The organism is Rhodococcus sp. NPDC079359, assembly GCF_040702585.1.
In the GTDB taxonomy this organism is placed as follows: Bacteria; Actinomycetota; Actinomycetes; order Mycobacteriales; family Mycobacteriaceae; genus Rhodococcoides.
This window is the reverse complement of sequence record NZ_JBFBLH010000003.1, coordinates 283242-309635: the sequence shown is the minus strand read 5'-3', so window position 1 is coordinate 309635 and position 26394 is coordinate 283242. Positions and strand designations below refer to the sequence as shown.

General features: G+C 65.0%; 31 protein-coding genes. 19 read left to right on the top strand and 12 right to left on the bottom strand.

Features of this window, described 5'->3' with window-relative positions; genetic code table 11:
• Positions 1–61 precede the first annotated feature (61 nt).
• The 4 genes from AB0362_RS09775 to pyrE all read left to right on the top strand — a co-directional run bounded on the left by AB0362_RS09775 (position 62) and on the right by pyrE (position 3527).
• Entirely contained in the window at positions 62–1042 is a 981-nt protein-coding gene (locus tag AB0362_RS09775) for a DUF5666 domain-containing protein (protein WP_317533909.1), read from the top strand.
• Between the two features lie 113 nt (positions 1043–1155).
• A complete protein-coding gene (locus AB0362_RS09770; RefSeq protein ID WP_317533910.1) occupies positions 1156–2220 on the top strand; it encodes a hypothetical protein in 1065 nt (354 codons plus the stop codon).
• A 58-nt stretch (positions 2221–2278) separates the two neighbouring features.
• Entirely contained in the window at positions 2279–2863 is a 585-nt protein-coding gene (locus AB0362_RS09765) for a LemA family protein (protein WP_317533911.1), read from the top strand.
• Positions 2864–2978: 115 nt separating this feature from the next.
• Entirely contained in the window at positions 2979–3527 is a 549-nt protein-coding gene (gene pyrE / locus AB0362_RS09760; RefSeq protein WP_094687780.1) for an orotate phosphoribosyltransferase, read from the top strand.
• A 21-nt stretch (positions 3528–3548) separates the two neighbouring features.
• Here pyrE and AB0362_RS09755 read toward each other — a convergent pair whose 3' ends face one another.
• The 5 genes from AB0362_RS09755 to AB0362_RS09735 all read right to left on the bottom strand — a co-directional run bounded on the left by AB0362_RS09755 (position 3549) and on the right by AB0362_RS09735 (position 8605).
• Entirely contained in the window at positions 3549–4046 is a 498-nt protein-coding gene (locus AB0362_RS09755; RefSeq protein ID WP_317533912.1) for a class F sortase, read from the bottom strand.
• 97 nt (positions 4047–4143) lie between these two features.
• Entirely contained in the window at positions 4144–5976 is a 1833-nt protein-coding gene (locus AB0362_RS09750; protein ID WP_317533913.1) for a hypothetical protein, read from the bottom strand.
• A gap of 275 nt (positions 5977–6251) precedes the next feature.
• Positions 6252–7478, bottom strand: a complete 1227-nt coding sequence (locus AB0362_RS09745) for an MFS transporter (RefSeq protein WP_317533914.1) — start codon at positions 7476–7478, stop codon at positions 6252–6254.
• The gene (locus AB0362_RS09740) at positions 7475–7936 is read right to left on the bottom strand and encodes a MarR family transcriptional regulator (protein WP_149406507.1); all 462 of its coding nucleotides are present in this window, start codon (positions 7934–7936) and stop codon (positions 7475–7477) included. The genes AB0362_RS09745 and AB0362_RS09740 overlap by 4 nt, the downstream gene beginning before the upstream one ends.
• A 72-nt stretch (positions 7937–8008) precedes the next feature.
• Positions 8009–8605 (bottom strand): hypothetical protein, encoded by a 597-nt coding sequence (locus AB0362_RS09735; protein WP_143545925.1) that lies wholly within the window; start codon positions 8603–8605, stop codon positions 8009–8011.
• Between the two features lie 132 nt (positions 8606–8737).
• On the opposite strand from AB0362_RS09735, the gene AB0362_RS09730 reads away from it, so the two are divergent.
• Entirely contained in the window at positions 8738–9373 is a 636-nt protein-coding gene (locus AB0362_RS09730) for a lysoplasmalogenase family protein (protein WP_317809654.1), read from the top strand.
• Here AB0362_RS09730 and AB0362_RS09725 read toward each other — a convergent pair.
• The gene (locus tag AB0362_RS09725) at positions 9344–9796 is read right to left on the bottom strand and encodes a hypothetical protein (protein ID WP_300521151.1); all 453 of its coding nucleotides are present in this window, start codon (positions 9794–9796) and stop codon (positions 9344–9346) included. The two genes, AB0362_RS09730 and AB0362_RS09725, sit on opposite strands and share 30 nt — an antisense overlap.
• Positions 9797–9885: 89 nt before the next feature.
• Here AB0362_RS09725 and AB0362_RS09720 point away from each other — a divergent pair, with 89 nt between their 5' ends.
• From AB0362_RS09720 to AB0362_RS09705, 4 genes are all read left to right on the top strand, one after another.
• A complete protein-coding gene (locus AB0362_RS09720; protein WP_068053942.1) occupies positions 9886–10674 on the top strand; it encodes an SDR family oxidoreductase in 789 nt (262 codons plus the stop codon).
• Between the two features lie 138 nt (positions 10675–10812).
• Positions 10813–11415, top strand: coding sequence for a DUF6636 domain-containing protein (locus AB0362_RS09715; protein WP_317809655.1), 603 nt, complete (start codon positions 10813–10815; stop codon positions 11413–11415).
• A complete protein-coding gene (locus AB0362_RS09710; RefSeq protein ID WP_317809657.1) occupies positions 11412–12092 on the top strand; it encodes an RNA methyltransferase in 681 nt (226 codons plus the stop codon). Before AB0362_RS09715 ends, AB0362_RS09710 begins: the two co-directional genes overlap by 4 nt.
• A gap of 87 nt (positions 12093–12179) precedes the next feature.
• Positions 12180–13316, top strand: a complete 1137-nt coding sequence (locus tag AB0362_RS09705; RefSeq protein ID WP_317533918.1) for a glycoside hydrolase family 76 protein — start codon at positions 12180–12182, stop codon at positions 13314–13316.
• A gap of 40 nt (positions 13317–13356) precedes the next feature.
• Here AB0362_RS09705 and AB0362_RS09700 read toward each other — a convergent pair whose 3' ends face one another.
• Both AB0362_RS09700 and AB0362_RS09695 read right to left on the bottom strand, forming a co-directional pair.
• Positions 13357–14052, bottom strand: a complete 696-nt coding sequence (locus tag AB0362_RS09700; protein WP_068053945.1) for a DedA family protein — start codon at positions 14050–14052, stop codon at positions 13357–13359.
• Positions 14053–14080: 28 nt separating this feature from the next.
• Positions 14081–14812: a VTT domain-containing protein gene (locus AB0362_RS09695; protein ID WP_269596671.1), complete on the bottom strand. Its 732-nt coding sequence runs from the start codon at positions 14810–14812 to the stop codon at positions 14081–14083.
• A 185-nt stretch (positions 14813–14997) separates the two neighbouring features.
• Here AB0362_RS09695 and fbaA point away from each other — a divergent pair, with 185 nt between their 5' ends.
• Positions 14998–16038, top strand: coding sequence for a class II fructose-bisphosphate aldolase (gene fbaA, locus AB0362_RS09690; RefSeq protein ID WP_317533919.1), 1041 nt, complete (start codon positions 14998–15000; stop codon positions 16036–16038).
• A 55-nt stretch (positions 16039–16093) separates the two neighbouring features.
• Here fbaA and AB0362_RS09685 read toward each other — a convergent pair whose 3' ends face one another.
• Positions 16094–16882, bottom strand: a complete 789-nt coding sequence (locus AB0362_RS09685) for a hypothetical protein (RefSeq protein WP_317533920.1) — start codon at positions 16880–16882, stop codon at positions 16094–16096.
• Positions 16883–17032: 150 nt separating this feature from the next.
• On the opposite strand from AB0362_RS09685, the gene AB0362_RS09680 reads away from it, so the two are divergent.
• The 3 genes from AB0362_RS09680 (at position 17033) to AB0362_RS09670 (ending at position 19590) form a co-directional block, all read left to right on the top strand.
• Positions 17033–17449, top strand: coding sequence for a DUF3151 domain-containing protein (locus AB0362_RS09680; protein ID WP_068053907.1), 417 nt, complete (start codon positions 17033–17035; stop codon positions 17447–17449).
• A 37-nt stretch (positions 17450–17486) separates the two neighbouring features.
• Positions 17487–18581, top strand: a complete 1095-nt coding sequence (locus tag AB0362_RS09675; RefSeq protein ID WP_317533921.1) for an FUSC family protein — start codon at positions 17487–17489, stop codon at positions 18579–18581.
• Positions 18582–18660: 79 nt separating this feature from the next.
• Positions 18661–19590 (top strand): cation diffusion facilitator family transporter, encoded by a 930-nt coding sequence (locus AB0362_RS09670; RefSeq protein WP_317533922.1) that lies wholly within the window; start codon positions 18661–18663, stop codon positions 19588–19590.
• Here the strand turns inward: AB0362_RS09670 and AB0362_RS09665 are convergent.
• From AB0362_RS09665 to AB0362_RS09655, 3 genes are all read right to left on the bottom strand, one after another.
• Positions 19580–20047, bottom strand: a complete 468-nt coding sequence (locus tag AB0362_RS09665; protein ID WP_317533923.1) for a pyridoxamine 5'-phosphate oxidase family protein — start codon at positions 20045–20047, stop codon at positions 19580–19582. The two genes, AB0362_RS09670 and AB0362_RS09665, sit on opposite strands and share 11 nt — an antisense overlap.
• Before the next feature lie 130 nt (positions 20048–20177).
• Complete coding sequence (locus tag AB0362_RS09660; protein ID WP_149406515.1) at positions 20178–20951, bottom strand: site-2 protease family protein; 774 nt, start codon at positions 20949–20951, stop codon at positions 20178–20180.
• Entirely contained in the window at positions 20948–21613 is a 666-nt protein-coding gene (locus AB0362_RS09655; protein WP_068053919.1) for a hypothetical protein, read from the bottom strand. Before AB0362_RS09655 ends, AB0362_RS09660 begins: the two co-directional genes overlap by 4 nt.
• Positions 21614–21815: 202 nt before the next feature.
• Between AB0362_RS09655 and AB0362_RS09650 the strand changes: the two genes are divergently transcribed.
• The 6 genes from AB0362_RS09650 (at position 21816) to AB0362_RS09625 (ending at position 26394) form a co-directional block, all read left to right on the top strand.
• On the top strand, positions 21816–23105 hold the full coding sequence (locus AB0362_RS09650; protein WP_094640959.1) for an adenylosuccinate synthase: 1290 nt from the start codon (positions 21816–21818) through the stop codon (positions 23103–23105).
• A 424-nt stretch (positions 23106–23529) separates the two neighbouring features.
• The gene (locus AB0362_RS09645) at positions 23530–24120 is read left to right on the top strand and encodes an alternate-type signal peptide domain-containing protein (RefSeq protein ID WP_317809658.1); all 591 of its coding nucleotides are present in this window, start codon (positions 23530–23532) and stop codon (positions 24118–24120) included.
• Between the two features lie 3 nt (positions 24121–24123).
• Complete coding sequence (locus tag AB0362_RS09640) at positions 24124–24684, top strand: hypothetical protein (RefSeq protein ID WP_317809660.1); 561 nt, start codon at positions 24124–24126, stop codon at positions 24682–24684.
• Complete coding sequence (locus tag AB0362_RS09635; RefSeq protein ID WP_317809662.1) at positions 24681–25280, top strand: signal peptidase I; 600 nt, start codon at positions 24681–24683, stop codon at positions 25278–25280. The genes AB0362_RS09640 and AB0362_RS09635 overlap by 4 nt, the downstream gene beginning before the upstream one ends.
• Positions 25277–25786, top strand: coding sequence for a hypothetical protein (locus AB0362_RS09630; RefSeq protein WP_317809663.1), 510 nt, complete (start codon positions 25277–25279; stop codon positions 25784–25786). Before AB0362_RS09635 ends, AB0362_RS09630 begins: the two co-directional genes overlap by 4 nt.
• The gene (locus AB0362_RS09625) at positions 25735–26394 is read left to right on the top strand and encodes a TasA family protein (RefSeq protein ID WP_317809665.1); all 660 of its coding nucleotides are present in this window, start codon (positions 25735–25737) and stop codon (positions 26392–26394) included. The genes AB0362_RS09630 and AB0362_RS09625 overlap by 52 nt, the downstream gene beginning before the upstream one ends.

Genomic DNA, 26394 nt, shown 5'->3' with positions numbered 1-26394 from the left:
TGCTCGGGTGGGCCTGTTTTGTGCCTTCAACCGGGAAGTGCCGGATAGGTACGCTCGTGGAATGACGAATCCGGACGACCCACGGTCACCTCGGGAGCGCGATCAGGACGCAGCACCCCAGGCGGAGCCATCCGAGCCGACCAAGGACTACGGTCGGCCGTACCCCGGAGCCCAGCAGTATCCCGACGGCGCTCACCCCACCGAGGCATATCCGACCCAGGCGTACCAGAACCCGGCGTACCAGAACCCGGGCTATCAGGATCCGGCCTATCAGTATCCGACTCAGCAGAATCCTGCCCAGCAGAACCCCGACCCCCAGGCCTATCCGCCGGGGTATCAGCCCACGCAGGCATTTCCGCCGTACGACCCCGAGCAGCAGGCGGCGGCGAATCAGGCCTACGGCCAAACCCAGCAGTACGGCCAGGGGTACGAGACTGCGCAGTACGGGCAGCCGCAGCAGTACGGCAACACTCAGCAATTCGGCCACACCCAGCAGTTCGGGCAGCCGCCGGAGTACGGCGCTCCGCCTCCCGGCGATGATCCGAACGCCGCCGATTCCGGCAGCAAGGGGCCACGACCGTGGGTTCTGGCGCTGATCGGACTCGTCGTACTCGCCATCGTCGTGGTGTTCGGGATTTCCTTCCTGAGCGGGGGATCCGACGAGTCGACCACCGCTTCTGCGCCGTCGACGTCGATCCGACCGCCCACCTCGAGTGCACCCACGACCACGCCGCAGCCCACCGAATCGGGCACCGCCACCACGCCCGAGCTGATCCCGGGAGGAATTCCCGAGATTCTCGGTCAGCTGGGGTCGTCGGTGGGAACGATCAGCGCCAACGACGGTTCGACTCTGACACTCGACGGACTCGACGGCGCTCCGGTGACGGTGCAGACCACACCCCAGACCCAGATAATCTCGTTGTCCGGTAGCGATCTGGCGTCGCTGGCGGTCGGTGCTTTCGTCGTGGTCCAGGGCGAGGCCGTCGAGGACGGAACGATTCGCGCGAACGTCATCATCGAAACGCCCAGTCTCGGTGGCTAGGAGTGGAGCCTGCGGAATGACCCCATAGGCAACCCGAGCAGTCGTAGGGACCGTTCACAGGACCCGGCGGTGGTGGGCGGTGAAGGTGTGGATGTCGATTAAGGTGGTTCGCGATGACGGCAATGTGGTTCGGCCTTGCGGCAATTGCACTGATGGGTGCAGTGGCGCTGCTCTACATCGACAGGTCCAAGCGAGATCGGTCCGGACGTGTCCGGCAGATGTGGGCCAAGGCGCAGGGGTACGAGTATCGACCGCACGATCGAGAACTGGTCACTCGGTTCTCTCGCGCTGCTCTGTCCAAGCCCGAGTTCGACGTGGCTCTGGGAGTGGTGACCGGTGTTCGGCGCGGTGAGGAGTTCGTTCTCTTCGACGTCGAGGAGACAGGCACCATCGTGGCCGTGCAGCGTTCGGTCGGTTCCGATGTCGACATCGACCTCCGGCCCCGCTCGACGCCGCCGCCGCGCGACGAGGACATGGAACTGCTCGGTTCCATCGGGCCGCGCGTGGTGTTCGCCACCGACGTCGATATCGCTCGCCGTGTCTGCGACCAGCGGATGGCCGCGTTCACCGAGTCCATTCCAGCGAATCTGCAGTTGCTGTGGAGCGAGAAGGACTGGACGCTCGGGTCCTTGCCGCTGAACAGTTCGGGTCGCGATTGGGACGCCGCGATCGACGCGGTCGCACGACTGTCGGGCATGTTGCACGTGCTGCCCCCGGTTCGTGGAAGTGCCGTCTACGGCGCTCGCCCCGGCGATCCCGGCCGCGATCGAAGCGATCCGGGTAGGCCGCTGGTCCATGAGCCACATAATCAGCAAGCGGACGTGCCGCACGATCCCCAGCCTCGGGTGGCGGAACCCCGAATCCAGGCGGTGCGAAGCCCGGAGTCACGTGTTGCCGAGCCGAGAACGCCTGCGCCCAAGACACCCGAGCCTCGGATTCGGCCTCCTCGGATAGCCGAGCCCCGTACCCAGGAGCCTCGTACCCCGGAGCCCCGCACCCGAGATCCTCGTACTTCCGAGCCACGTCCGCAGGAACCCGGACGTAGGCCGCGTCCGCCGCGGCCCGATGCGGCCGGTCCGCAGGCTGCGCGTTCGGCGAATCCGTCGCGTCCTGTGCCGCATCCGCCTGCGTCGCGTCCGATTCCTTTCGACTCGGAGCGCCGACGCAACCAGCCCTGACGAAAGTTCGGGCGTGTTTACAGGCACAGATGCGCTTACGCGGCTAAATTCGTACCTCGTGACGGTTTCTTCGGGTGTTGTCGTGGCAGTGGTGGTCCTGGTCGCGGTTGTCGTGGTCGGTTACGTGCTGATCGCGCTGCGTCGACTCGGTCGGTACAGCGAGCAGACGGAGCAGAGTCTGCGACTGGTCGAGGTCGAACTGGATCGGCGTCACGAGCAGTTGGGCCCGTTCCTCGCGGCCGCGGAGGCCACCGGGCTGTCCGGTGATCTGTTGCGTCAGCTCGGCGGTGCACGGTCGTGGTCCAAGGCAGTGCGCGATCGCAGCCTGGGTCTGCAGTCGCAGGCCGCTGCCGAGAATGCGTTGTCCGCCGCGTTCCATGCTGTGCTCGCCGACGCCGATGCGCGTCAGAATGCGTTGGGCAATTGGGCTTTTCAGGGTCCGGCCGGAGAACTGAACGTCACCGAGCGTCGTATCGCAGGCGCGGTACGCGTGTACAACGACAACGCGTACCGGCTGTCGCAGGCGATCGGCACGTTCCCGTCCTCGCTCGTCGCTAGGTCTCGTTCGTTGACCGCACCGGAACCGTTCGTGGAGACCAAGGAACTGCTCGACGAGCAGCAGTCGGCCCACATCGCTGCCTAGTGGCAGAAACGACCCGAGATCGAGCATCGGAGCCGCCGGGAGCGGTCGCGCGAGTCGGTGGGTAAGTTCGTACCGACCTATCGAAGATCCGTGGTGCGACGAGAGGAATCCGAACATGGCCGAGAGTGCCGCGAATTCGGACCGGCAGGAACTGGCCGATTTGGTGAAAGAGCTTGCCGTCGTGCATGGGAAGGTCACGTTGTCGTCGGGCAAAGAAGCCGACTACTACGTGGATCTGCGTCGCGCGACCCTGCATCACCGGGCAGGTGCGTTGATCGGTTCGCTGATGCGTGATCTGGTTGCCGATTGGGATTTCGTCTCGGTCGGCGGCTTGACGATGGGCGCAGATCCGGTGGCGATGTCGATCATGCACGCCCAGGGACGGCCGATCGATGCATTCGTGGTGCGCAAGGCAGCGAAGGCGCACGGCATGCAGCGTCAGATCGAGGGACCGGACATCGTCGGCAAACGTGTTCTGGTGGTTGAGGATACGACGACGACCGGAAATTCTCCGCTCACTGCCGTCAAGGCTCTGCGGGACGCAGGCGCGACGGTCGTCGGAGTGGCCACGGTGGTCGACCGCGCGACCGGGGCGGACGAAGTCATCGCCGCCGAGGGACTCGAGTATCGATCCTTGCTCGGCTTGGCGGACCTCGGCCTGTAATCCCGGTCCCGAAAGGGCTTGTCAGCGAACCAGTTGCGCGACGACGACGAAGTTGTCGTCGGTGGGTTCGCCGCCTTGGACGTCGCAGTTCGCCAGGATCAATCGTCCGGGCACCGAGCGTCGGAGTTCGTTGTCGGCCAACAGTGACCCCTTCGGTAGGGGGCCGACCGATTCGACCGCGTACTCCAGAGTGCCGCTCGCTGTGCGCAACGCGACGGTATCGCCGGGCATCACCACGCGCAGCGCCTTGAACGGCGCGTCGCGCTTCGAATAGTTGTGTCCGGCAACCACTACCGTCTGTTCGGTGGAGGTTCCCGGCATGCCGCTCTCGGCCCACCATGCAGGTAGCTCGTCGACCGGGTTGAGTACCTGGCCACTGTCGCCGCCGCGGTAGAGCGGATCGGGGTGGATGGGGCTGCTCAGATAGGTCGTGCCGTCCGAGGACCGGAGTTCGATGTGTTCCGGCTGAGCGGGAGCGATGTCGCTCGTCGGTGCCGCCACAGTGATCTGTGACTGCACCGGCGAGCGATCCGGCGCGGCGACCCCGACTTCGTCACTCGCACAACCTGATACGAGGAGAACGAAGGTCAGGATCGCCGTCCACAACCAGCGGGTACTACGAGGTGGCATCGGTGGAGCTGCGGCGACGCAGGTAGAACGCTCCGCCTGCAGCCGCGACGACGACCACGCCGACTCCGGCGAGAATCACCGGGGTGTTCGACGAGCTGTCCGATGCGCCCGACGCCTCGTCGGAGGAGTCGCCGAGAGCGAGATCGACCGGCGGCAGATCGCCGGCAACACTGACGACACCGTTCTCGTCGGTGGTGAAGTAGTCCGCGACCGTGAACGATCCGTCCTCGTTCTTGACGCCAACCAGGGAGACTCCGGTCTTGTCGACGACGACGGTGTTCTCGTCGACCTCGGTGACCGGAACGTCCTCGCGGACGGTGTTTCCGAGATTGATCGTCCACTCGAACTTCGGTCCGCTGGCGGCCAATTCGGCGGCTGCGGCCTTCAGATCGGCTTCGGCCTTGGCCTTCTCGTCGGAGTTGGCCTTTGCTGCGGTCACGTCTGCCTGTGCGGCCGTCAGCGCCGTCGCGGCGTCGGTGGCCTTGGTCTTGGCTGCTGCGGCTGCCTCGGTCTTGAGCTGCAGATCCGCGTCGGCGGCCACAACGGCTGCGTTGGCATCGGTCACCGCCTGTGCGGCGTCGGCGGCCGCGGCTTCCAACTCAGCGATATCGGCGTCCGACGGCGCGGCGTCGAGTGCAGCCTGAGCTGCGGTGGCCGCGTCGGCCTTGGCTTCGGCGTCGGCCCTGGCAGCATCGGCTGCTGTCCGGGCGTCGGCTGCGGCCTTCTCGGATTCGGTTTCCTCACCTGCTGCGGCCTCGGCTGCAGCTTCGAGGTTCAGAGCGTTCTGCTCGGCCATCGCGGCCACGGCAGCGGCCGTCTGCGCTTCGACGTGCAGTGCGAGCGACTTCGCTGCGGTCGCGGCTGCGGCCCTGGTGGCCGCAGCGATCTTGGCGAGGTTGAGGCTCTTGAACGACTCCTGCAGTGCCGCGACGGAATCCTCGACGGCCTTGGTCGACGCATCTGCCTCGACCTTGGCGCTTGCTGCCAGTTCGGCCTTGGCGTTCGCATCGGCGCGAGCTGCCTCGGCTTCTGCGGTGGCCTCGGGATCGCCCGATACCGCTGCGGCCTCGAGCTGGACGGCAAGCTCCTCGGCTGCGGTCGCGTCGGCTTCGGCCTGGTCCGCTGCAGCGTTGGCCTCGTCGGCGGTGGTCTTCAGCTCGGCAGCGTCGTTCTTGGCTGCGGTGACCGCAGCACTGGCGGCCGTGCTGGCGACCACGGCGGCCTTGGCCTCTGCGGCGGCCGTCTTGGCCTTGACGTCGGCCTCGGCTGCGGCGACCTCTGCCTTGGTGGCGTCGGTGCTCGCGGTGGCCTCGGCGGCCTTGGCGGTCTCGAGCCGCACCTGGGCGGCAGTGGTGGCTTCCACCGCTGCCTTGCTCTCGGCCTCGGCGTCGGCGATCGCCTGCTTCTCGGCGTCGGACAGCTGCGGGATGATGTCCAGGTTGACCGTCGCGGTGCCGTCGTCGTTGAAGACGACGCCACCGGTCACCTGCGGCAGTGGGCGGATGGCCGACGGGACCTCGGGGGCCGGCACTGCCGCTGCGGCGGCCGCTGCGGCGTCTTCAGGGGTGACGGCCGGAGCAGGCGCTTCGATCTGCCCGTCGACGGTGGCCGATCCCTCGACGGTTGCGCCCTCTTCCGCGGTGGGAGCGCCGGACTCGGTGCCTTCTTCGGTGGCGGGCTGTTCGACGGAGGAGCTTTCGGGTGTCTGATCCTGCGCACTGGCAATTCCCGGTGCGGCGATGGAGAGGGACAGTGCCATGGCGGCCCCGGCAGCGGCGAGGCGCGCCTTCTTGGACCTGGCGATCGACTTCTGCGACATGGAGATTGTGGCCCTTCGGTCAGTGGCAGCATCGTGCTGCACGCACCCGCCCTCCCACGCGGAACGGGTGTAGTTGGTGAGTCACACGAACAACCGTGTTGACGTGACCGTAAACCAACCGGCCGGTCTCGGGAACCGTTCAGAGCTTTACCTGAGAATTGGTTATGAAAGTGTTACTGATGGGACGTATGTGACGAGAGAGATTTGAGACGTGAAACGGCGGTCGAGATGCGTACATCTCGACCGCCGCGAAAACCCAGTCGGGTGAACGTATTTCAGTCGCCGACCGTCACCGCGCGGGCCTCGTCGATGCTGTGAGGTGCGGGTTCGTGATCGTCGACGTGAGCGAGCACCTTCCGGCCGGTTGCCAACGCGACGATGGCCAGAGCAGTGCAGGCGGCACCCACCCAGAACGGGACGTGCATGTTCGACTCGCCCAGTTTGCCGGCCAGATAGGGAGCCGCGGCCCCGCCGGTGAAGCGAACGAAACTGTAGGCCGCCGATGCCGTCGAACGCTCGACCGGTGCCGAGATCATCACGGTCTCGGTGATCAGCGTGTTGTTGACGCCGAGGAACAACCCGGCCACGACGGTTCCCACGACGAGGACGGTCTTGTTCTCGGTGAACATCGCCATGACGGCCAGGTCGACGGCGAACAGCAGCAGCGCGAGCATCATCATGTTCAGCGTTCCGAAGGCCCGCTGCAGCTTCGGCGCGATGAACACCGACGCCACGGCCAGGCACAGGCCCCAGCCGAAGAAGATGAAGCCGATGGAGTAGGTGCCCATGTCCAACGGGAAGGGGGTGTAGGCGAGGAGGGTGAAGAATCCGTAGTTGTAGAGCAGCGCGGTGATGCCGACAGTGAGCAGGCCGCGGTGACGAAGCGCGCGGAACGGATCGAGTATCGACGTGGTGTGGGCGGGCTTCGGGGTGTCCGGAAGCATGACGATGAGCAGGATGAACGCGACGGCCATCAGTGCGGCCACCCCGAAGAACGGTCCGCGCCAGCTGAACCCGCCGAGAACTCCACCGACGAGAGGGCCGGTCGCGATACCGATACCGAGTGCGGCCTCGTAGAGGATGATCGCGCGAGCGACACCTCCCGATGCGGCACCGACGATGGTCGACAGCGCCGTCGCGATGAACAGGGCGTTGCCCAGCCCCCAGCCTGCGCGGAATCCGATGATCTCGCCGACCGATCCGGACGTGCCTGCCAGGGCTGCGAAGACGACGATGATCGCCAGTCCCACCAGCAGCGTGCGCTTGGGGCCGAAGCGACTCGACACCACTCCGGTGATCAGCATCGCGATGCCGGTGACCAGCATGTAACTGGTGAACAGCAGTGACACCTGCGACGGCGAGGCGTCGAGCTGTTCACCGATGGGCTTGAGGATGGGGTCCACGAGACCGATGCCCATGAAGGCGATGACGCTGGCGAATGCAACTGCCCATACTGCGCGAGGTTGCTTCAGCAGGCTGTCGGTCGAGGTGCTGGTGGTCACGAAAGAGTTCCTCTCGTTTCGTGATCGACGGGCTCGAGGATGCTGCGAAGCTCGCTCAAGCCGTCGGTCAGTTTCTGGATCTGTTCTGGGTCGCGGTCGGACAGGTACGGGAGAAGTCCGTCGACGAGGTGGCGTCGACCTTCGGCGAGCCATCGGTGGCCGGACTCGGTCATCTCGATGAGAACGGCACGCGAATCGTCGGGGTCGGGTCGCCTGGTGACGAGATCGGCGTTGCTCAACTTGGCGAGCAGCGCCGTTGCCGAGGGTTGGGAACAGCGGTCCAGCTCCGCGAAGGTGCTGATGCGCAGGGGCTGGTACTCCTCGAGCAACGACAGGGCCCGCATCCACGCCCTCGGCCATTCGTCGCTGCCGAACCGTGCGGCCAATCGGACGAAGCGCGACGAGCTGGTGACCAGCTGCGAGAGGAGATCTCGGATGTCTTCGTCGGAGTGACTCACCGATTTATTGTTACATACACTAACTATCTATCGCAAAATGCGCTCGAGTCCAGGGAGATGGACGAGCTCGGATCAGTGTTGCCGCAGCAGATCGGCGATCTCGCGGTCCCACTCGGCGTCCCGTCGACCGTCGTAGCGGAAGCGCATCAATTGATAGGCACCGATGAGAACGGATGCCACGAGCACCCAGCTGCCGATGGTGTTGAAAATGGATGCGGCGACGACATCCGACGAGGTCAGGGGGCGCATGCTCAGATCGCCGCTGTTGTCGACCCAGATCTGCGTGGTGGTCCCGGCAGGCGATCCGGTGTCGACGCTGACGCGTCCGGTGTGCTCGACGCCTCGGTAGACCCAGCGTGAGTCGACGGCAGTTGCGGCTGCGCCGGATGCGCCGAGCTCGGTGGATACGGCGGGCACGGATTGTGCGACTGCCGTCGTGGTCGCGGTGACCTGGTGAATCGAATTCTTCTGGTCTTCGAGTCGCTGTTGTTGATCGGAGTGCGCAGTGGCACCGATCCACAGCGACACCGGAACCATGAGTATCAGCAGTGCGGTCACCCAGTGCTTGATGCGCGCCTGACGAACGTCGCAGTCGCGGAGCAAAGGGTTGGGATTGCCGGCGAAGGCGGATCGTCCCGAACTGTCCTGCCCGGTGAGTTTGCGGCGCATGATGGTCCCCACTACCTCGATATGATCCGACCGACCTCTCCACGATGGCGACGCGACCTGCGAGTATCAAGCGATAGGGGTCAGCGTCACATGTGACTTTCGCTGTGACGAGATTGTCGGTGGAGGTCTGCGATGGTTGTCGGTCGGGTTCGGCGGGCTCGTGCAGCCGCGCTGGTGGCGGGTGCGGTGACCGTGGTCGGTGCGGCGGCGGGGTCGATGCCCGTGCAGCGTATGGCCAAGCCTCTGATCGTCCCGGCGCTGGCGAGCGGGCTCGATCCGGCGCGAGATCGGGTGCTCATGGCGGGTCTTGCGGCGGCCACGGTCGGCGATGTTCTGTTGATCGACCCCGACGACGATTCCGCTCTGGAATGGGGCGCGCGTGCGTTCGCGGTGATGCAGGGCAGTTATACGTATCTGCTGCTCCGTCTGGGTGCGCGTCCGACGCTGCTCGACGCCGCTCCGCGATACGCCGGATGGGCAGTCGCATCGACGCTCCTGGCCGGGCGGCAGCCCGCGGTGGCGTCGACCCTGGCCGGCTACGGTGCGGTGCTCGCGACCACGTCGACCCTGTCTGCGCGTTCGGTCTCGCGCGGCGGCGATCGCAGGCTGATCATCGGCGGTGTTCTGTTCACCGTCTCCGACGCGCTGATCGTGTTCAGACGGCTCTTCCTGACCGAGGACCGTCGGCGGCGCGCCGCGGAAGCGATCATCCTCTCGACCTATGTGGCGGCGCAGGTCCTACTCGTCGAGGCCCTGGCTTCGGGGTAGCAGCAGTACCCGCTCGCGGTGGGCAGGGTCGACGCGAACGGCGATGACGGTGCCCGGCTCGAATCGTGAGGTGTCCGAACGTGGGATGTCGTAGACGATCTTGCCGAAGTAGCTGCCCGACCCCGGGACGGTGAATTCGAGGTCCAACTCGGCGGTGTCGTCGTCGATCCGGCGGATGGCATCGACCGTCGCCCACCCCTCCACGCCGTGTTCGATCAGTTCCTTCTGCTCACGTGTGGGGCGTCCGGCGATCAGCATGGCCAGTCCGAGAGCTGCGCCGAATCCGGCGACCAGGGCTGCCAACTGATACGGAAGCGTTCCCGGTGGGGTGCGGTCCCTCAACCAACCGATCCAGATCGCCAGCACAAGGGCGTAGCCGATCGTCACGACTACGACGGATCGCACGATTCTCGCGTTGTTCACTTCGGTGCTCCTACGCCGCCGAAAGCGGCCGTTGGATATTCGACGATAGGGGGTTACCGGTAAGTAGGGTTACATGTACGGTGATCGATGTGACTCGACCAACTGTCTTCATCTCAGGCGCAGCTGCCGGTATCGGCCGCGCGACGGCCCTCAAGTTCGCCGCCAGTGGCTACCTCGTCGGTGCCTACGACATCGACGAGACCGGCTTGGCATCGCTCGGCAAGGAAGCTGCCTCGCTCAGCGGCCGTGTGGTCACCGGCATCTTGGATGTAACCAACTCCGACCAGTGGGAAACCCGGTTGAAGGAGTTCGTCTCCGAGGGCGACGGTCGACTCGACATTCTGATCAACAACGCCGGAATCCTCGCCGCGGGCGCTTTCGAGGACATGCCCCTGTCGGTGCACCGCCGTCAGATCGACATCAACGTCAACGGGGTCGTCTACGGCACCCTCGCGGCTTTCCCGTACCTCAAGGACACGGCAGGCGCGCAGGTCGTCAACCTGTGTTCCGCGTCGGCCATCTACGGTCAGCCCGAGCTGGTGACGTACGGCGCAACCAAGTTCGCGGTACGCGGCATCACCGAGGCGTTGGATCTCGAGTGGAGCAAGTACGACATCTCGGTCAAGGCCATGTGGCCGCTGTTCGTCCAGACTGCGATGACCCAGGGCGTGTCGACGGGCACCACGAGTTCGTTGGGTGTCCGGCTCACCGTCAAAGACGTGTCCGACGCGATCTTCGACGCGACCCGGCCGGTGAAGCGTCGGCTGCACAAGGTGCATTTCCCGGTCGGCTTGCCGTCCAAGGCGCTCTCGCTCGGCTCGCGCTTCTCGCCCGCGTGGCTCACTCGCGAGGTCAACCGGCGCCTGAGCCACACCTAGAACTCGTCGCCGAACGATGCCGGCCCTGACGCCGGTATCGTCGGTCTTTCGAGCAATCGGTGTCGAAAGGTGGGTCGGGGTTTCTTCATGCTGAGTACGTGGGGTTCGAGCAGGTTGCGTTCGAGCAGGGCAAGGCGAATGGGTCGGTTTCGAGCCTGGTCGGTGGGAATCGGGGCCGCGGCGCTGGTACTCGCCGGTTGCAGCAGTGAGTCCGCTGCCCAGCCGCCGCAGCCGTCGACCACCACTCTCGCGCCGACGACGACCACGGCAACCACCACTCCTGCGCCGGTGACGACGACGGAAGAAGCGCTCCCGCCGCCCCCGCCTCCGGTCGAGCCGCCGCCCACCGCAGAACCGCAGACGACGTACGCCGCCATCGGCGGCGCCTTCTACTTCAGTTCCCCCGACGGTCTGTTCCAGTGCGGAATCGTGCCGCTGTCGAACCGCACCGAGGCCGGGTGTCAGGGCACCACCACTCCGGTGCCGCCGCGGCCGGAGGATTGCATGATCAACTGGGGCAACGGTATTCGAGTCACCAATCAAGGGCCGGCGGCCTTCATGTGCTCCGGCGGCGTGGTCTACACCTCGGGTGGGGAAACGATCGATCCGCCGCTCGCGGTCGGGGCGACCATCGCCGAGAACGGATTCACCTGCACGTCCGCCGAGAACGGCATCTCGTGCGTCGACGATGCGACCGGACACGGATTCCGCATCGCACCGGACAGCAACGAAATCTATTGAGCAGCGACAGCACTTCTCCGTCGGACAATGCCGGTCCCACCGAGTGGGGCGAGAACCCCAACGGTGTCGGACCGTGGTCCGACACCCACGTCGAACCACCACCCGACGACCCGCGGTTGGACCCGGAACTGCTCGCAGGCGGTGACCGCCGCAACGTCGTCGACGCCTACCGCTACTGGCGGCGCGAGGCCATCGTCGCCGATATCGACACCCGACGGCATTCGCTGCACGTCGCCATCGAGAACTTCACCAACGACGCCAACATCGGGACGGTGGTGCGCACCGCGAACGCCTTCGCCGCCCAGGCGGTGCACATCGTCGGGCGACGTCGGTGGAACCGCCGCGGTGCCATGGTCACCGACCGCTACCAGCACATCCACCACCACGACACGGTGGAAGCGCTGATGGAATTCGCCGCGGAGCAGGGCCTCGTCGTCGTGGCCGTCGACAACACCCCGGGGTCGGTACCGATCGAGACGGCGGAGTTGCCGCGCGACTGCCTGCTGCTCTTCGGACAAGAGGGACCGGGCGTCACCGACAGTGCCCGCGAATTGGCGTCGATGACGGTATCGATCGCCCAGTTCGGTTCCACCCGCAGTATCAACGCCGGGGTTGCCGCGGGAATTGCCATGCACTCGTGGATTCGGCGGCATGCCGACATCGATACTGCGTGGTGACACCACAGCGGGTTCCGGAACGGTTTCGGGGGCGGTTTCCGGGGCGGGATGTAACGAATCTGCAACGGTAGTGGCAGGATTGCGGGTATGCAGGAGTTGTGGTCGCAGCGTGCGGACGCCGCGGAGGGGGCCGTCGTCGCGCGGCACATGCGTCGGCTCTGGGGGCTACCGGGCACGACGTTGGGAGTCGTCGCCTGGCCACCGGTCCGGAAGGAACGGATGTTCCTGCGCTGGCACTACTGGTGGCAGGCCCACCTGCTCGACTGCGCGGTCGACGCCGCAGATCGCGATCTCACCCCCAAGCGCCGTCGGCGACTGAACAAGATCACCCGAGCGCACCGAACCCGCAACGTCAGCGGGTGGACCAACAACTACTACGACGACATGGCGTGGCTCGGGTTGGCGCTCGAACGGGCGCAGCGGAAGCACTTCGTCGGCAATCGCGGTGGCATCCAGCAGATCGAGATGGAATTGTTCGACGCCTGGGCTCCGGCCGAGGGCGGCGGCATTCCGTGGCGCAAGAAGTCCGACTTCTACAACGCACCCGCCAACGGTCCGGCCGCGATCTTGTTGGCGCGCACCGGTCGGCTGTGGCGTGCCCAGGAGATGGCCGACTGGATGGACCGCACCCTCAGGGACGAGCGCACGGGGCTGATTCTCGACGGAATGCATTCCACTCGCGCACTCGTCGACGCCGGCAAACCCGGTGAGATGGAACGCGCCGTGTACAGCTACTGCCAGGGCGTCACGTTGGGCCTCGAGACCGAACTCGCAGTTCGGCTCGGCGAACCCAGGCACGCGCACCGAGTCCATGCTCTGGTCGACGCAGTCGACAACCACCTGACCCGCAACCTCGTCATCACCGGCGGCGGTGGGGGAGACGGCGGCCTGTTCAACCCGATCCTCGCGCGGTACCTGGCGATGGTCGCGGTGAAGCTGCCCGGGGACTCCGACGCCGACGACCGAGCTCGCGAACTCGCAGCTGCGATCGTGCTGAACTCGGCCGAAGCAGCGTGGGAAAACCGCCTCGAAGTGGAAGACAACCCCCTGTTCGGGGCCGACTGGACCCGCGAAGCCCGATTCCCGGGGCAAGGTCTGCACATCGCCAGCTTCACCGAAGGAACGGTCCGACCGTCCGACGTACCCGAGCGAGACCTGTCGGTCCAACTGGGCGGCTGGATGCTCATGGAAGCCGCATACCGCGTCGCAGCTGCAGGTTTCTGAGTCGTTCCGCAGGCTCCACTCCCGCAGGTTTCTAGAGCCGCTACTCCACGACCTCTTCGACCTCGATGGTCTCTTCGGGGCGTGCCATTTCCTTGCGGTACTGCCAGATGCCGAGTCCGGTTCCGACGACCAGCAGCACGACCATGCCGATGAGGACGGCGGGCATCAGCCACGGGATGCCGTCGATGAACGAGCCGAAGTAGAACCCGATCAGCAACAGCACCGGAGCCCAGATGATGGCACCGAGCGTGCTGGCGATCGTGTACTTGCGGTGATCCATCTTCGCGGCACCGGCGACGAGCGGGCACAGGGTGCGCACCCAGGGGATCCATCGCGCGACCAGCACCGCCCAGAATCCGTGCTTCTCGAGCAGGAGATTGACCTTGTGCAGGTTCTTGGTGTTGAGGTATTTGCCGTTCTTGCGGGCCACCAGCGTCGAGCCCGTGCGGTGACCGATCGAGTACCCCACCTGATTGCCGGCGATGGCGGCGACCATCGCACCGAGCGACAGCGCCCAGATGTGACCGGTGCCCGACGCGTGGGTCGCCATCACGATTCCTGCCGTGATCAGCATCGAATCTCCCGGCAGGAACAATCCGATGATCACCGCGCATTCGATGAAGACGAAAGTCATGACGATGATCCACACGACGAGGGGGCCTGCTGTCTCCAGCGGACCGAAACTGCCGACGGCCTGAACGGAGACGGTCGGCAGCGCAGTGGTAATCGACGACATGGACTCGATCACTTTCGGAAGATCTCGATCAGGACTTGGTGTCCGGGGCGTCTGCCTCGATCATGTCGGTGGCCTCCCCGAGCGGAGTCTTGCGGGCCTTGATCATGCGCTTGCCGACCTCGATGACGATGGGCAGTACGGAGACGGCGACGATGAGCAGGAAGATGATGTCGACGTGGTCGCGGATGAACGCGATCTGCCCGAGCAGGTAACCGAGGGTGGTCACACCCGCGCCCCAGAGCACGCCGCCGACGACGTTGTAGGTGAGAAACAGTGAGTACTTCATGTGCGACGCACCGGCGACGACCGGTGCGAACGTCCGCACGATCGGCACGAAGCGCGCCAGGATGATGGTGATCGGACCGTGCTTCTCGAAGAATATGTGCGATTCGTCGATGTACTTCTTCTTGAAGAAGCGCGAATCGTTGCTCTTGAAGAGGGCTGCGCCGCCCTTCGTGCCGATCAGATAGCCGACCTGATCACCGAGGATTGCCGCAATCGGAATCAGGATCACCAGAGTCCAGATGGACGCGAACGGCTCGATCTCGGTGGACTTCGACGCTGCGATCAAACCGGCCGTGAAGAGGAGCGAATCGCCTGGGAGCAGCGGAAATAGCAGCCCGGACTCGATGAACACGACCAGCAGCAGCCCGATCAGCACCCAGTGACCGAAGGAGTTGAGCAGGTTCACGGGGTCGAGAAATCCAGGTAACAACGCCAGATTGGTCGTCACCGATTCCGAGGCAGCTAGAAGACTCACCGCGCCCACACTACCGGCCTGAACCGGGAAGTCCCTCCGTAGTTGGTGTCGCCCGGCTGTGAACACGCTGCCCTGTTCGATCTCCCGCGTAATGACGTCAGCGATGCGGGTACGCACGACACCGGGCTCGGAGGTTGCCATACTGCACAGGACACAACCGAACTTTTCAATGGAGGAATGACGCCGTGCCTATCGCAACTCCCGAGGTCTACGCCGAGATGCTGGGCCGGGCGAAGGAACACAAGTTCGCCTTTCCGGCAATCAACTGTGTGGGTTCCGAGTCCATCAACGCCGCCATCAAGGGCTTCGCCGACGCGGGTAGCGACGGCATCATCCAGTTCTCGACCGGTGGAGCCGAGTTCGGGTCGGGACTGGGCATCAAGGACATGGTCGTCGGCGCTGTGGCGCTCGCCGAGTTCGCGCACGTGATCGCCGCCAAGTACGACGTCACCATCGCTCTGCACACCGACCACTGCCCCAAGGACAAGCTGGACACCTACGTTCGGCCGCTCATCGCGATCTCGCAGGAGCGCGTCGATGCAGGCAAGAACCCGCTGTTCCAGTCGCACATGTGGGACGGCTCGGCCATCCCGATCGACGAGAACCTCGAGATCGCCAAGGACCTGCTCGCCCGCGCGGCGGCAGCGAACATCATTCTCGAGGTCGAGATCGGTGTCGTCGGCGGCGAGGAAGACGGCGTCGAGGCGGAGATCAACGACAAGCTCTACACCTCCAACGAGGACTTCCTCAAGACCGTCGAGGCCCTCGGCGCAGGCGACGCAGGCTCGCGCTACCTGCTGGCGGCGACGTTCGGCAACGTGCACGGCGTCTACAAGCCGGGCAACGTCAAGCTCAAGCCGTCGGTGCTGGCGGACGGCCAGAAGGTCGCGTCGGAGAAGCTGGGCCTGGCATCGGGTTCCAAGCCGTTCGACTTCGTCTTCCACGGCGGATCGGGCTCGGCGAAGAGCGAGATCGAAGAGGCTCTCGAGTACGGCGTGGTGAAGATGAACGTCGACACCGACACCCAGTACGCGTTCAGCCGTCCCATCGCCGGACACTTCTTCTCCAACTACGACGGCGTTCTGAAGATCGACGGCGAGGTCGGCAACAAGAAGGCCTACGACCCGCGCAGCTACCTCAAGAAGGCAGAGGCCGGCATGACCGCCCGCGTCGTCGAGGCCTGCAACGACCTCAAGTCCGCCGGTCGCAGCGTGAGTGCCGGCTAGCCGGCAGTGGCGTGGATAAGTGCCCTCTGGGGCGCCTGTCCGCGCCACTGCAGCGTCAGCTGCACACCTTCCATTGATCGCCCTCGAGGCGCAGGTCGAAGGTGCGCGGCGATCGATCGTTCGGGTTGGCCTCGGTGTGCGCGATGACCTGGGCGATCGCGGTGGTGTCGTCGCCGACCTGGATGGCGTCGATGCTGTCGAGGGTCGGGATGTTGCCCTGCTCGGCCGAGACGCGGTGGACATCGGTGAATTCCGCGTCCGGGATGTCTCGGTAGAAGGTCGCGAGGTCACCGCACGAGGTACTGCGCAGCGTGGCGAGGTCGCCGTCGGCCAATGCGCGGGTGAACGACTCGACGGTCGTTCTGATCCGGGCCTCCGGGGAGTCGTCGACGCTCGTACGGTCGATCAGCAGATACGCACCGGCGGCGACTGCCGCGACCACGACAACCGCAGCCACCAGCGCCGCCCACCATTTCTTCCGACTCGGTTTGCCGGGTTCCGTCGGCGGGGGACCGACGCGCTGGGGACCGACCTGCTTCGGTCTCGGTTGTTGCGGCTCGATCTTCCTCGGCCCGACCGGCTGCGGCACGGCGGCTGGTGATTTCTTCTCTGCCGCAACATCTTTCGCCGGAGCGCCGGACGGGTTTCGCGGCGGGATGCGACGCGGGGCCGCAGTCGGCTTCGCGACCGGCTTCGCCTCCGCTGCCGGTTCCTCGGCTGGGGCAGTGACGATCTTCTCGGTCGGAGGGTCGGCGGGCTCGTCGACCTGCTTCTTCTTGCCCAGATCGATCTTCTCGGTGGCCGCGTCGGCCTCGGAGGGCGCCTTCTTCTTCTCGTCCGGCATGCGTTCTCCCTCGTTCACCGAATTCATCCGAGAACTCGGAGGTTCTCGATTTCGTCAGCTGGCAGCCTATCGACCGGGTGTGCCGCTCGCCGCGAGCGCCACCGGGGGTGTTCGGACACGATTCGGTGACGTAAGGGCACAATGAGCGCCATGACTTCTTTCGGTGATCTGCTCGGACCCCAACCCACACTGTTGCCCGGAGACGACGAGGCCGAATCCGCGCTGCTGAACCACGAAGCGCCCGAGGCTGTCGCGGCGGCGCACCCGACGGCGTCCATCGCGTGGGCGTACCTGGCCGAGGCCGCCCTCGAGTCCGGTGCCACCATCACGGCGTACGCCTATGCTCGTACCGGTTACCACCGAGGTCTGGACCAGTTGCGTCGTAACGGATGGAAGGGATTCGGGCCGGTCCCGTACAGCCATGAGCCCAACCGAGGATTCCTCCGATGCGTCGCAGTCCTCGCCAAAGCGGCCCGCGACATCAACGAGCACGACGAGTACGCCCGCTGCCTCGACCTCCTCGAAGACTGTGACCCCAAGGCAGCAGAAGCGCTCGGCCTGGGCTGACCGGGCCCGCGCCAGCCGGGTGCGCGGCCGAACCCGAGTGAAATCGGGCAGCGCTCGGCTGAAGTTGTCGCTGCTGCCCATCATTCAGTGCGCGTTGGCGGCAGGTGTGGCGTGGTTCGTCGCGACGGACATCGTCGGTCACGAGAGCCCGTTCTTCGCGCCGATCGCCGCTGTCGTCTCGCTGGGCGTCTCGCTCGGTGCTCGAGTGCGCCGATCGGCCGAGCTCGTCGTCGGAGTGACGGTGGGCATCGGCATCGGAGATCTGCTCATCTCACTGATCGGAAGCGGTCCGTGGCAGATCGCTCTGGTCGTGGTGTTGGCGATGTCGGCTGCGGTGTTCCTCGACGGCGGCCCGATCATCGCGATGCAGGCCGGATCGTCCGCCGTGCTGGTCGCGACACTCATTCCACCCGGCAACATGGGTGGCCCCAACCGCATGGTCGACGCGTTGGTCGGTGGCCTGGTGGGCATCGCGATCGTGGCGTTGATCCCGACGCATCCGGTGTGGCGAGCCCGTAAGGATGCGGCGAGCGTGTTGGCGACGGCTGCGACTGTGTTGCAGAAGGTGGCCGACGGTTTGGTGGCCAACGATCCCAAACCGATCGAGGAGGCGTTGCGCAAGGCGCGTGCGACGCAGTCCGGTATCGATGCTCTGCGGACCGACCTCAAGGGCGGCCGGGAGATCGCGCGAATCTCTCCGATGTATTGGAACCACCGCAATCGTCTTGCGGCGCTCGCGGCCACGGCCGATCCCATCGACAACGCCGTCCGCAATATCCGGGTGCTCGCGCGCCGGTCGCTGACGTTGGTGCGCGACGACGAGATTCTCGATCCGCGTGTCGTCGACGAGGTGGAGAAGTTGGCGCATGCGGTGGAGGTGTTGCGGCAGATGATCCTCGCCGATCCGGGACAGAAGCCCGACGCGGCAGAAGCAGCGCGAGTGTTGAGGTCGGTTGCGGCCGGTGCCAAGCCGGAGTTGATCTCGAACGCCGGTCTGTCGGCGACGGTGGTGCTGGCGCAGTTGCGATCGATCATCGTCGACTTGCTTCAGGTCGCCGGGCTCAAGCGTATTTCTGCATTGGCGACACTTCCACCGACGGTGGACCATCCGCACGTCCCGCCGGAGTTGTGACCCGAGCACACCATTGCATATATGCGTATGTACGCATATGGTGACTTCCGGAAGTCGACATCGGTCACCAGGGGGAGTCATGGGCGCGGGTCACGGGCACAGCCACGGCGCGGGCGGTCACTCGCCCGCAGGTGCGGGGCCGCCCAGGTCTCGGGTGCGCAAGATGGTCGTCGCGCTGGCGATCCTGGTGGTGTTCCTCGTCGTCGAGGCATCCGTGGCCCTGGCTATCGGGTCGCTCGGCCTGCTCGCCGACGCCGGCCACATGCTCACCGATGTGCTCGGCATGTCGATGGGTCTGATCGCGTTGATGCTCGCTCGCAAGGGAAGTGCAGCAGCGGCAAGAACATTCGGCTGGCATCGGGCAGAAGTGTTGACCGCCATCGCAAATGCCGTTCTGTTGCTCGGTGTTGCGGCGTTCATCATGTACGAGGCGATTTCACGCATCGGCGATGCTCCTGAAATTCCCGGCGTACCACTGATTCTCACCGCGACGGCCGGTCTCGCGGCCAACATCGTCGTGATGCTGCTCATTCGCGGCGACGCCAAGGATTCCCTGGCCGTCCGCGGTGCGTACATGGAGGTTCTGGCCGATGCGGTCGGTAGCGTCGGCGTGCTCGTGGCCGGTGTGCTGATGGTCGTGTTCGGGTGGACGTGGGCGGACATCGTCGTCGGCGTCCTGATCTCGCTGTGGGTCATTCCGCGTGCGATCAAGCTCGCCGGGTCGGCGCTGCGCATCCTCACCCAGGCGAGCCCGGCAAATGTCGACGTCGACGCGCTGACCGGCGACCTGCGCGCGCTACCGGGCGTGACGGGAGTGCACGACCTGCACGTGTGGACACTCACCACCGGAATGGATGTGGCCACAGTGCACCTCGAATGCGAGGGGTCGTCGTCGATGGTGCTCGATCGTGCCAAGTCGTTGCTGTCCGGCTACGGCCTCGACCACGCCACGGTGCAGGTCGAACCCGCCGCGCACGGCCGAACCTGCAAGGAAGAGCTCACCTGGTGACGGTGTGTACGTCGGAGCCGGGATGCCACACGTCGATCTGCATGTGATCGTCCACCAGTGAGGTCAGTACGACCTCGGTGATGTCGAGATCGAACACGTGGTACGGCACCAGCTCGCCCGGTGCGGCGTCGAATATCGGTTGCAGCACAGCAGGATCGGTGATTTCGACGGCACGCCCGCCGATCTTCGCGTCTCCGCCTTCCATCGAATGGTGACCCGGATTGCTGTGCAGCGCGAACCGTCCGTCGCGCTGCAGATCTCGTGCTTTGACGGCTCCGAGCATCGAGCCGAGGCGTAGTACGCCGCTGTCGTCGAACTCGACCTCGGTTCCGCTGACGCGCGGTGAGCCGTCCACCCGGAGCGTCGCGAGTACATGGTGCTTGTGGGCGGTGAATCTGGCGCGCACCGCCGATGCCAGGCTCGGTGCTGCCGTCGAGAAGTCGTTCCACGTCGTCATGGGGAAATTATGCGACCGACCACCGACACAATCGGGAGAGTTTGCACAGAACCTGCCTGCATCGACGGAATCCCGTCGATCGCGCTCGAAACCGTGCAATTCTTCCCGCTGCTCCTGGATGAACCAGCCGTCACAGCCAGAATCGCATCAGGTAGTTGCCGTTGCCTGCGAAGAACTCGGGAACACCGGACAGCCCGAACAGGGTGTAGATCGCACCGAAGAATACGGAGTTGACTGCGGGCACGAACAGCAACGCGACGAGCACGAGGATTCCGTAGCCCTTGAACTGGTTGAGCGATGCACGGGTGGCGGGCGAGAGCGAGGGCTCGAGTGCGGCGTAGCCGTCGAGTCCGGGTACCGGAATCAGGTTCAGGATCGTGGCCATGATCTGCAGGAACGCCAGGAAGCTGAGCCCGTACCAGAAGGCCTGATGAGTGCCGTCGGTGCCGAACATGCGAATGACGATCAGGAGTGCCACGGCGACAACGGCATTGGCGAAGGGGCCGGCGAGGGCGATGCGCCGCTGCGTGGACGCCGAGAACTGCCCGGTCCGCAGGTACACGGCCCCGCCCGGAAGTCCGATTCCGCCGATCGCGATGAACACCACCGGTAAGACGATCGAGAGCAGCGGGTGGGTGTACTTCAGCGGGTTGAGCGTCAGATAGCCGCGGAGTTCGACCTCTCGGTCGCCGGCGCGGAATGCGGTGAATGCGTGACCGAATTCGTGCAGGCACACCGAGGCGATCCAGCCGGCCAGTACAAGGACGAACACTCCGAGGCGCGCGGTGAACGACGTGACGTCCTCGGCCGTCCACGCGAGTGCGCCGCCCACTCCCGCGACGGCGAGGACGGCAACGAACACCGGGCTCGGCAGAACGGGACTGCGGCGCAGCGGAACGGTCATCGGACCAGTAGCCACTCTTCGTGGTGACGATAGAACGTCGACCGCTTCACCGTTCGGTCGCCGGCGATGCCGTCGCGCATCAGGTCTGCGGCGGGGGAGCCGAGCTGCATCGCCCGTCCGCTCACCCAGCGGCGAGGCAGAAATCGTCGACGGCTGATCACCCGCGCGCGCAGTCCCGGCAGTTCCGGGGTCGGTGCCACCTCGACGCCTGGTACGACTCCGGAGAACAACCGAGTGTCGTCGACGTACGCCTCGCCCTCGAGTTCCGCGCCGCCGGCACCGCCGAGGAGCGCCCGACCGACAACGGCCTTGCCTGCGTCGTCGCGAATGAGGGGGGTGCTCGACGCCTTGCCCGTCAGTGCCACCTTTGCGGCACGGGATCCGGTTCCGAGCTTGTAGATGTGGGCGGCGTCGGTTGCGGTCTCCGGTACGAACGCGACTTCGACGTGCAGACGATCGGTGCGCATCAATCGGGTCAGTACGGCCGCCAGGGACGCGTCGCTGCCCAGGACGATGATGCGGGGGGCCGGTGCGGATTCGATGTCGGAGAAGATCGCGCTGCAGTCGTCGTCTGTCGGTACTGCATCGGCGGTGCGCAGTGGGACGTCGGTCAGCGTGATCGGCAACGGCGGATTTCCGCAGTGCAGAACGAACGGTGTCACGGCGCTCCTAGATCTTCGTCGAACCCTCGAACGACCATAGTGCCCTCGTTTCGGCTCCACCGTAGCGGCATGCGGGCCAGCTCACCGCCTCGGCTAGACTGTTCCCCCGGCCACTGTCGCGCCTGCGGCAAATGGTGACGGCTGCGTTCGATCGAGCAGTATTTGCAGCGCGTCCTCGCACGAAAGCAACGTAGGAGAGCACATGCCGGCGATAGTCCTGATCGGCGCCCAGTGGGGCGACGAGGGCAAAGGCAAAGCCACCGACCTGTTCGGCGAACGCCTTCAGTGGGTCGTTCGCTACCAGGGCGGCAACAACGCCGGTCACACCGTCGTCCTTCCGAACGGCGACAAGTTCGCGTTGCACCTGATCCCGTCGGGAATTCTCACGCCCGGCGTGAAGAACGTCATCGGCAACGGCGTCGTCGTGGACCCGGGTGTGCTGCTCACCGAGCTCGAAGGCCTCGAGAAGCGTGACGTCGATACCACGAACCTGCTGCTCAGCGCCGATGCGCACCTGATCATGCCGTACCACGTCGCCATCGACAAGGTGACCGAACGCTTCCTCGGTGCCAAGAAGATCGGAACCACCGGCCGCGGTATCGGGCCCTGCTATCAGGACAAGATCGCTCGCGTCGGCGTCCGCGCAGCCGATGTGCTCGACGAGAAGATCCTGACCCAAAAGGTCGAGGCCGCACTGGAATTCAAGAACCAGGTGCTCTCGAAGATCTACAACCGGCGGGCGCTGGACTCACAGCAGGTAGTCGATGAGGTGCTCGAGCAGGCCGAGGGCTTCAAGCACCGCATCACCGACACCAGGTTGCAGCTCAACCTCGCGCTCGAGCGCGGCGAGACCATATTGCTCGAGGGGTCGCAGGGCACTCTGCTCGACGTCGACCACGGCACCTACCCATACGTCACGTCCTCGAACCCGACTGCGGGCGGCGCGTCGGTCGGTTCCGGCATCGGCCCCAACAAGATCGGGACCGTCCTCGGCATCCTGAAGGCGTACACGACGCGTGTCGGCTCGGGACCGTTCCCGACGGAGTTGTTCGACAATTACGGTGAGTACTTGGCAAAGCAGGGCGGCGAGGTGGGCGTCACCACCGGGCGTGCTCGACGCACCGGCTGGTTCGACGCCGTCATCGCGCGATACGCCACCCGCGTCAACGGCATCACCGATTACTTCCTGACCAAGCTCGACGTGCTCTCCAGCCTGGACACGGTGCCCATCTGTGTCGCGTACGACGTCGACGGGGTGCGGCACGACGAAATGCCGATGACGCAGACCGGTTTCCATCACGCCAAGCCGATCTACGAAGAGATGCCCGGTTGGTGGGAAGACATCTCCGGTGCCCGCACGTTCGAGGAACTGCCGATCAACGCGCAGAACTACGTGCTGCGTCTCGAAGAGCTCTCGGGTGCGTACATGTCGTGCATCGGAGTCGGACCGGGCCGCGACGAAACCATCGTTCGACGCGACATTCTGCGGTAGGCAACCACTGCGAAATTCAAGCCCCGAGGCGTAGAGCCTCGGGGCTTTTTCCTGCCCGGACACGGGCGTCGGAAGCCGGTTGCCGGCAGCGCACCGAAACAGCGAGTAGAGCAGGAAAATCAAGCAGAAGCACACTACGTTCGCTGAAATCAGATGCTCCACCTCGAAGGATCCGCCACAAGACGGCGGTTTTCGTAATCCAAGTAGCTTTACAAACCAACTTTATGTGTAAACCAAAAGTACGAAACGGGCGGCTGAACATTCCCTCGGACTTTTACCATCACTTGGGTAACGGGCGAGGAAGTCGTGCCGAAACAATGGGCATCGCACCCAGTTGCGGAGGCCTCTTCGGATGGCCGACCGACCCATACCGGGTCACCCCCCTCCGGCCTCAGAACAAGGCCACCGAAGAAAGCGACAACGAATGAACAAGGCAACCAAGGGCGCCATAGCCGCGGGGGCGGCAGCTGTACTGCTGCTCGGCGGTTTGGGATCCTACGCACTGTGGCAGGACACCGAAACGGTCGCGGGTGGCACCATCAACTCGGGCGAGCTCAACTTCGCACCAACGGGTGATCCAGGGGTGTGGACAGACGTCTCCGACGACATCGGTGGTGATGTCACGATCGGACCCGACCCGTCCGGTTACCTCATCGTGCCCGGCGACGTCCTGACCTACGACACGACCTACGACGTGAATTTCGCAGGCGAGAACCTGGAAGCAACGATCACTGCGAATTTCAGCCAGGTTGCCGCCGCGGGGACGACTCCGACGGCGGGTTCGACGCAGCTCGCTGCGGCATTGGCTGCCTCAGCGCAGGTCTCGGTGGGAACGGGCGTACCGCTCCCGAACGGAGCAGCGGTCGAATTGCCGCTGACGACGTCCCCCCAGGAAATCACTGTGAAGGTCACACTCGTATTCAACGAAGCTACAACCGGCCTGATCGCTCAGAACGGAAGCGTCAATCTGAATGCCTTCACCCTGACGCTCGACCAGGTTCGTCCCCTTCCCTGAGCAGTGACGAACAAGCACGGCCGGTATTGGGCGCTCGCAGCCGCATCCGTCGCTGTGGTGGTCTTCGGATCAGCACAGGCGACGGGCGCGCTGTGGCGTGACGAGCAGATCGTTGCCGGCGGGACCATCAACTCCGGCACCTTGGACATCAAGGTCGGCCCGAACGGAGCGGAAGTGAACGATTACGTTCTCGCTGCACTCGGTTCGGCCAATCTCGGACCGAACGGTTTCTCCCAGGCGCCGCTCTCGATCCGGAACTCCGGCAACGTTCCGTTCAACTTTCGGCTGCAGGGAACCACCTCGACCGGAACGGTTCCCCTTGTGTTGACTGCGACAACTGTTGCGGCCGAGACGAATTGCCCGGCGACAGGTGCACCGACGGGGCCGACGACACAGTTGTACAGCGGAAATGCCAGTGGCGCTCAAGCTCCGGTGGCACCGGCGGCCAGACTTTTGGCTGCAGGTGCCACCGAAGTGTGGTGCTTTCGGCTCGCCGTCGGTGCCACCCCGCCGCAGAGCGCGTCGTCGACGGTGACCTTCTCGTTCCGGGCGGACCAGACATGAATGCCGACGACGACACGGACGTGATCGAAACCGTGACAGACGTGTCCGAGGAGAACCGGACCGGTGCCTGGTGGTGGGTGAGCCGGATCGCGTCGTACACGCTTCTGGCGGCGATGTTGTTCGTCCTCGGGGTGACCGTCGTCGTTCCGAAAGTCACCGGTTCGACGCCCTACACGATTCTCACCAGCTCGATGAAGCCGTCGTACCCACCGGGAAGCCTGGTTGTGGTCAAGCCCGCAGCGGCAGACGAGCTGGAGGTCGGAACTGCGATCACCTATCAAATCCGTTCGGGCGAGCCCGAAGTGGTGACTCACCGCATCGTGGCGACCCAGCAGAGCGGGGAAGGCATCACCACCTATGTCACACGCGGGGACAACAACGGATCCGACGATGAGAACCCGGTGCAGATCGGGCAGATTCGCGGAAAAGTCTGGTACTCGGTGCCGTACATGGGCTACGTCAACAACTGGCTCAACGGTGAACAGCGAAAGATCACAGTGACCGTCATCGTCATCGGATTGGCCGGGTATGCACTGTTCATGTTCGTCGGGGCTGGTGTCGATCGCCACCGGAGTCGGAAGGAGGAGTCGCCGTGAGGCACAGCACCTTTGTCGCCTGCACGGCCGTCTTCGCCGGCGTCGCAGTCGTGTTGTTCCTCGGTGCCGGATCCACCCGCGCGCAGACCGTCAAGTACAGCGACGACGGGAGGGAGTGGGCGGCGACCCTTCGAAGCGCATTCTTCGACAACGATATTCGGTGGGTTCCCGGCGATGCGCGTGAATCACAGTTCCACGTGTTCAACGACACCGACCGGGACGGACGGCTCTGGCTGACCTTCGACAGCGACAACCCGGCGTTCCTCCGATCCCTGAGCGTCTCGATCGGCGGCGGCGAGTCGGCCGAATCCTGCGCGTGGATCGACCTCGCGGCCGGGCAGAAGAAGCTCATCGACGCCACGATCGCAATGGCCGAAGCTGCCGGAAACGAAACCCGATCCTCCTCTGCTGCAGTCGATCTCGTTGTGCAGTGGGACAACAGCAACAGTTCCGAGTGCCCGGAATTTTCGGGTGCGCGGGCGGATATGGAAGGGGCGCGGCCCTGATGGCGCGTCACGGTAGTGATTTCCGTTCTTCGAGCGTCCTGCGCCGCATCGGTCTGGCGCTGATCAGCGCTCGGGCCCGGGCCATCATGTCCATAGGCATCGTGCTCGGTCTCGGCGCGGTGGGAACCCTTGCTGCATGGTCGGATACGGCGACTGCGACGTCGGGCGTATTCACGACGGGGCGCATCGATATCCAGCTCAACGGTTCGAATGCCCAGGCAACCATGTCAACTCTGAACAAACTCAACCTCGTACCCGGGGACACTCTGGCTGCCGACATCATTGTCAACAATGCAGGCACTGTCCCGTTCAACTACAAGATCACAGCCGCTGCCTCCGGTGCTTCGATCGGAGCCGTGCTCAGCACGTCGTTCTACACAGGGACGGCTACGGGCAACGCGTGCACCGGGTCGCTTCTCGGGACGCTTGCCCCTCTGACGCTGACTGCGCAGCCGCTCAAGTTGAGCGGCACCGATGCCAACGTTCCTCTTGGTGCAGGCGTAAACGCGCCGATGTGTATGAGCGTCATGATGCCTTTGGGCACTTCGGTGCCGGATCCCGCGGCGTCCGGATCGATCAACTACTCGTTCGAAGCGACGTCGACCTAG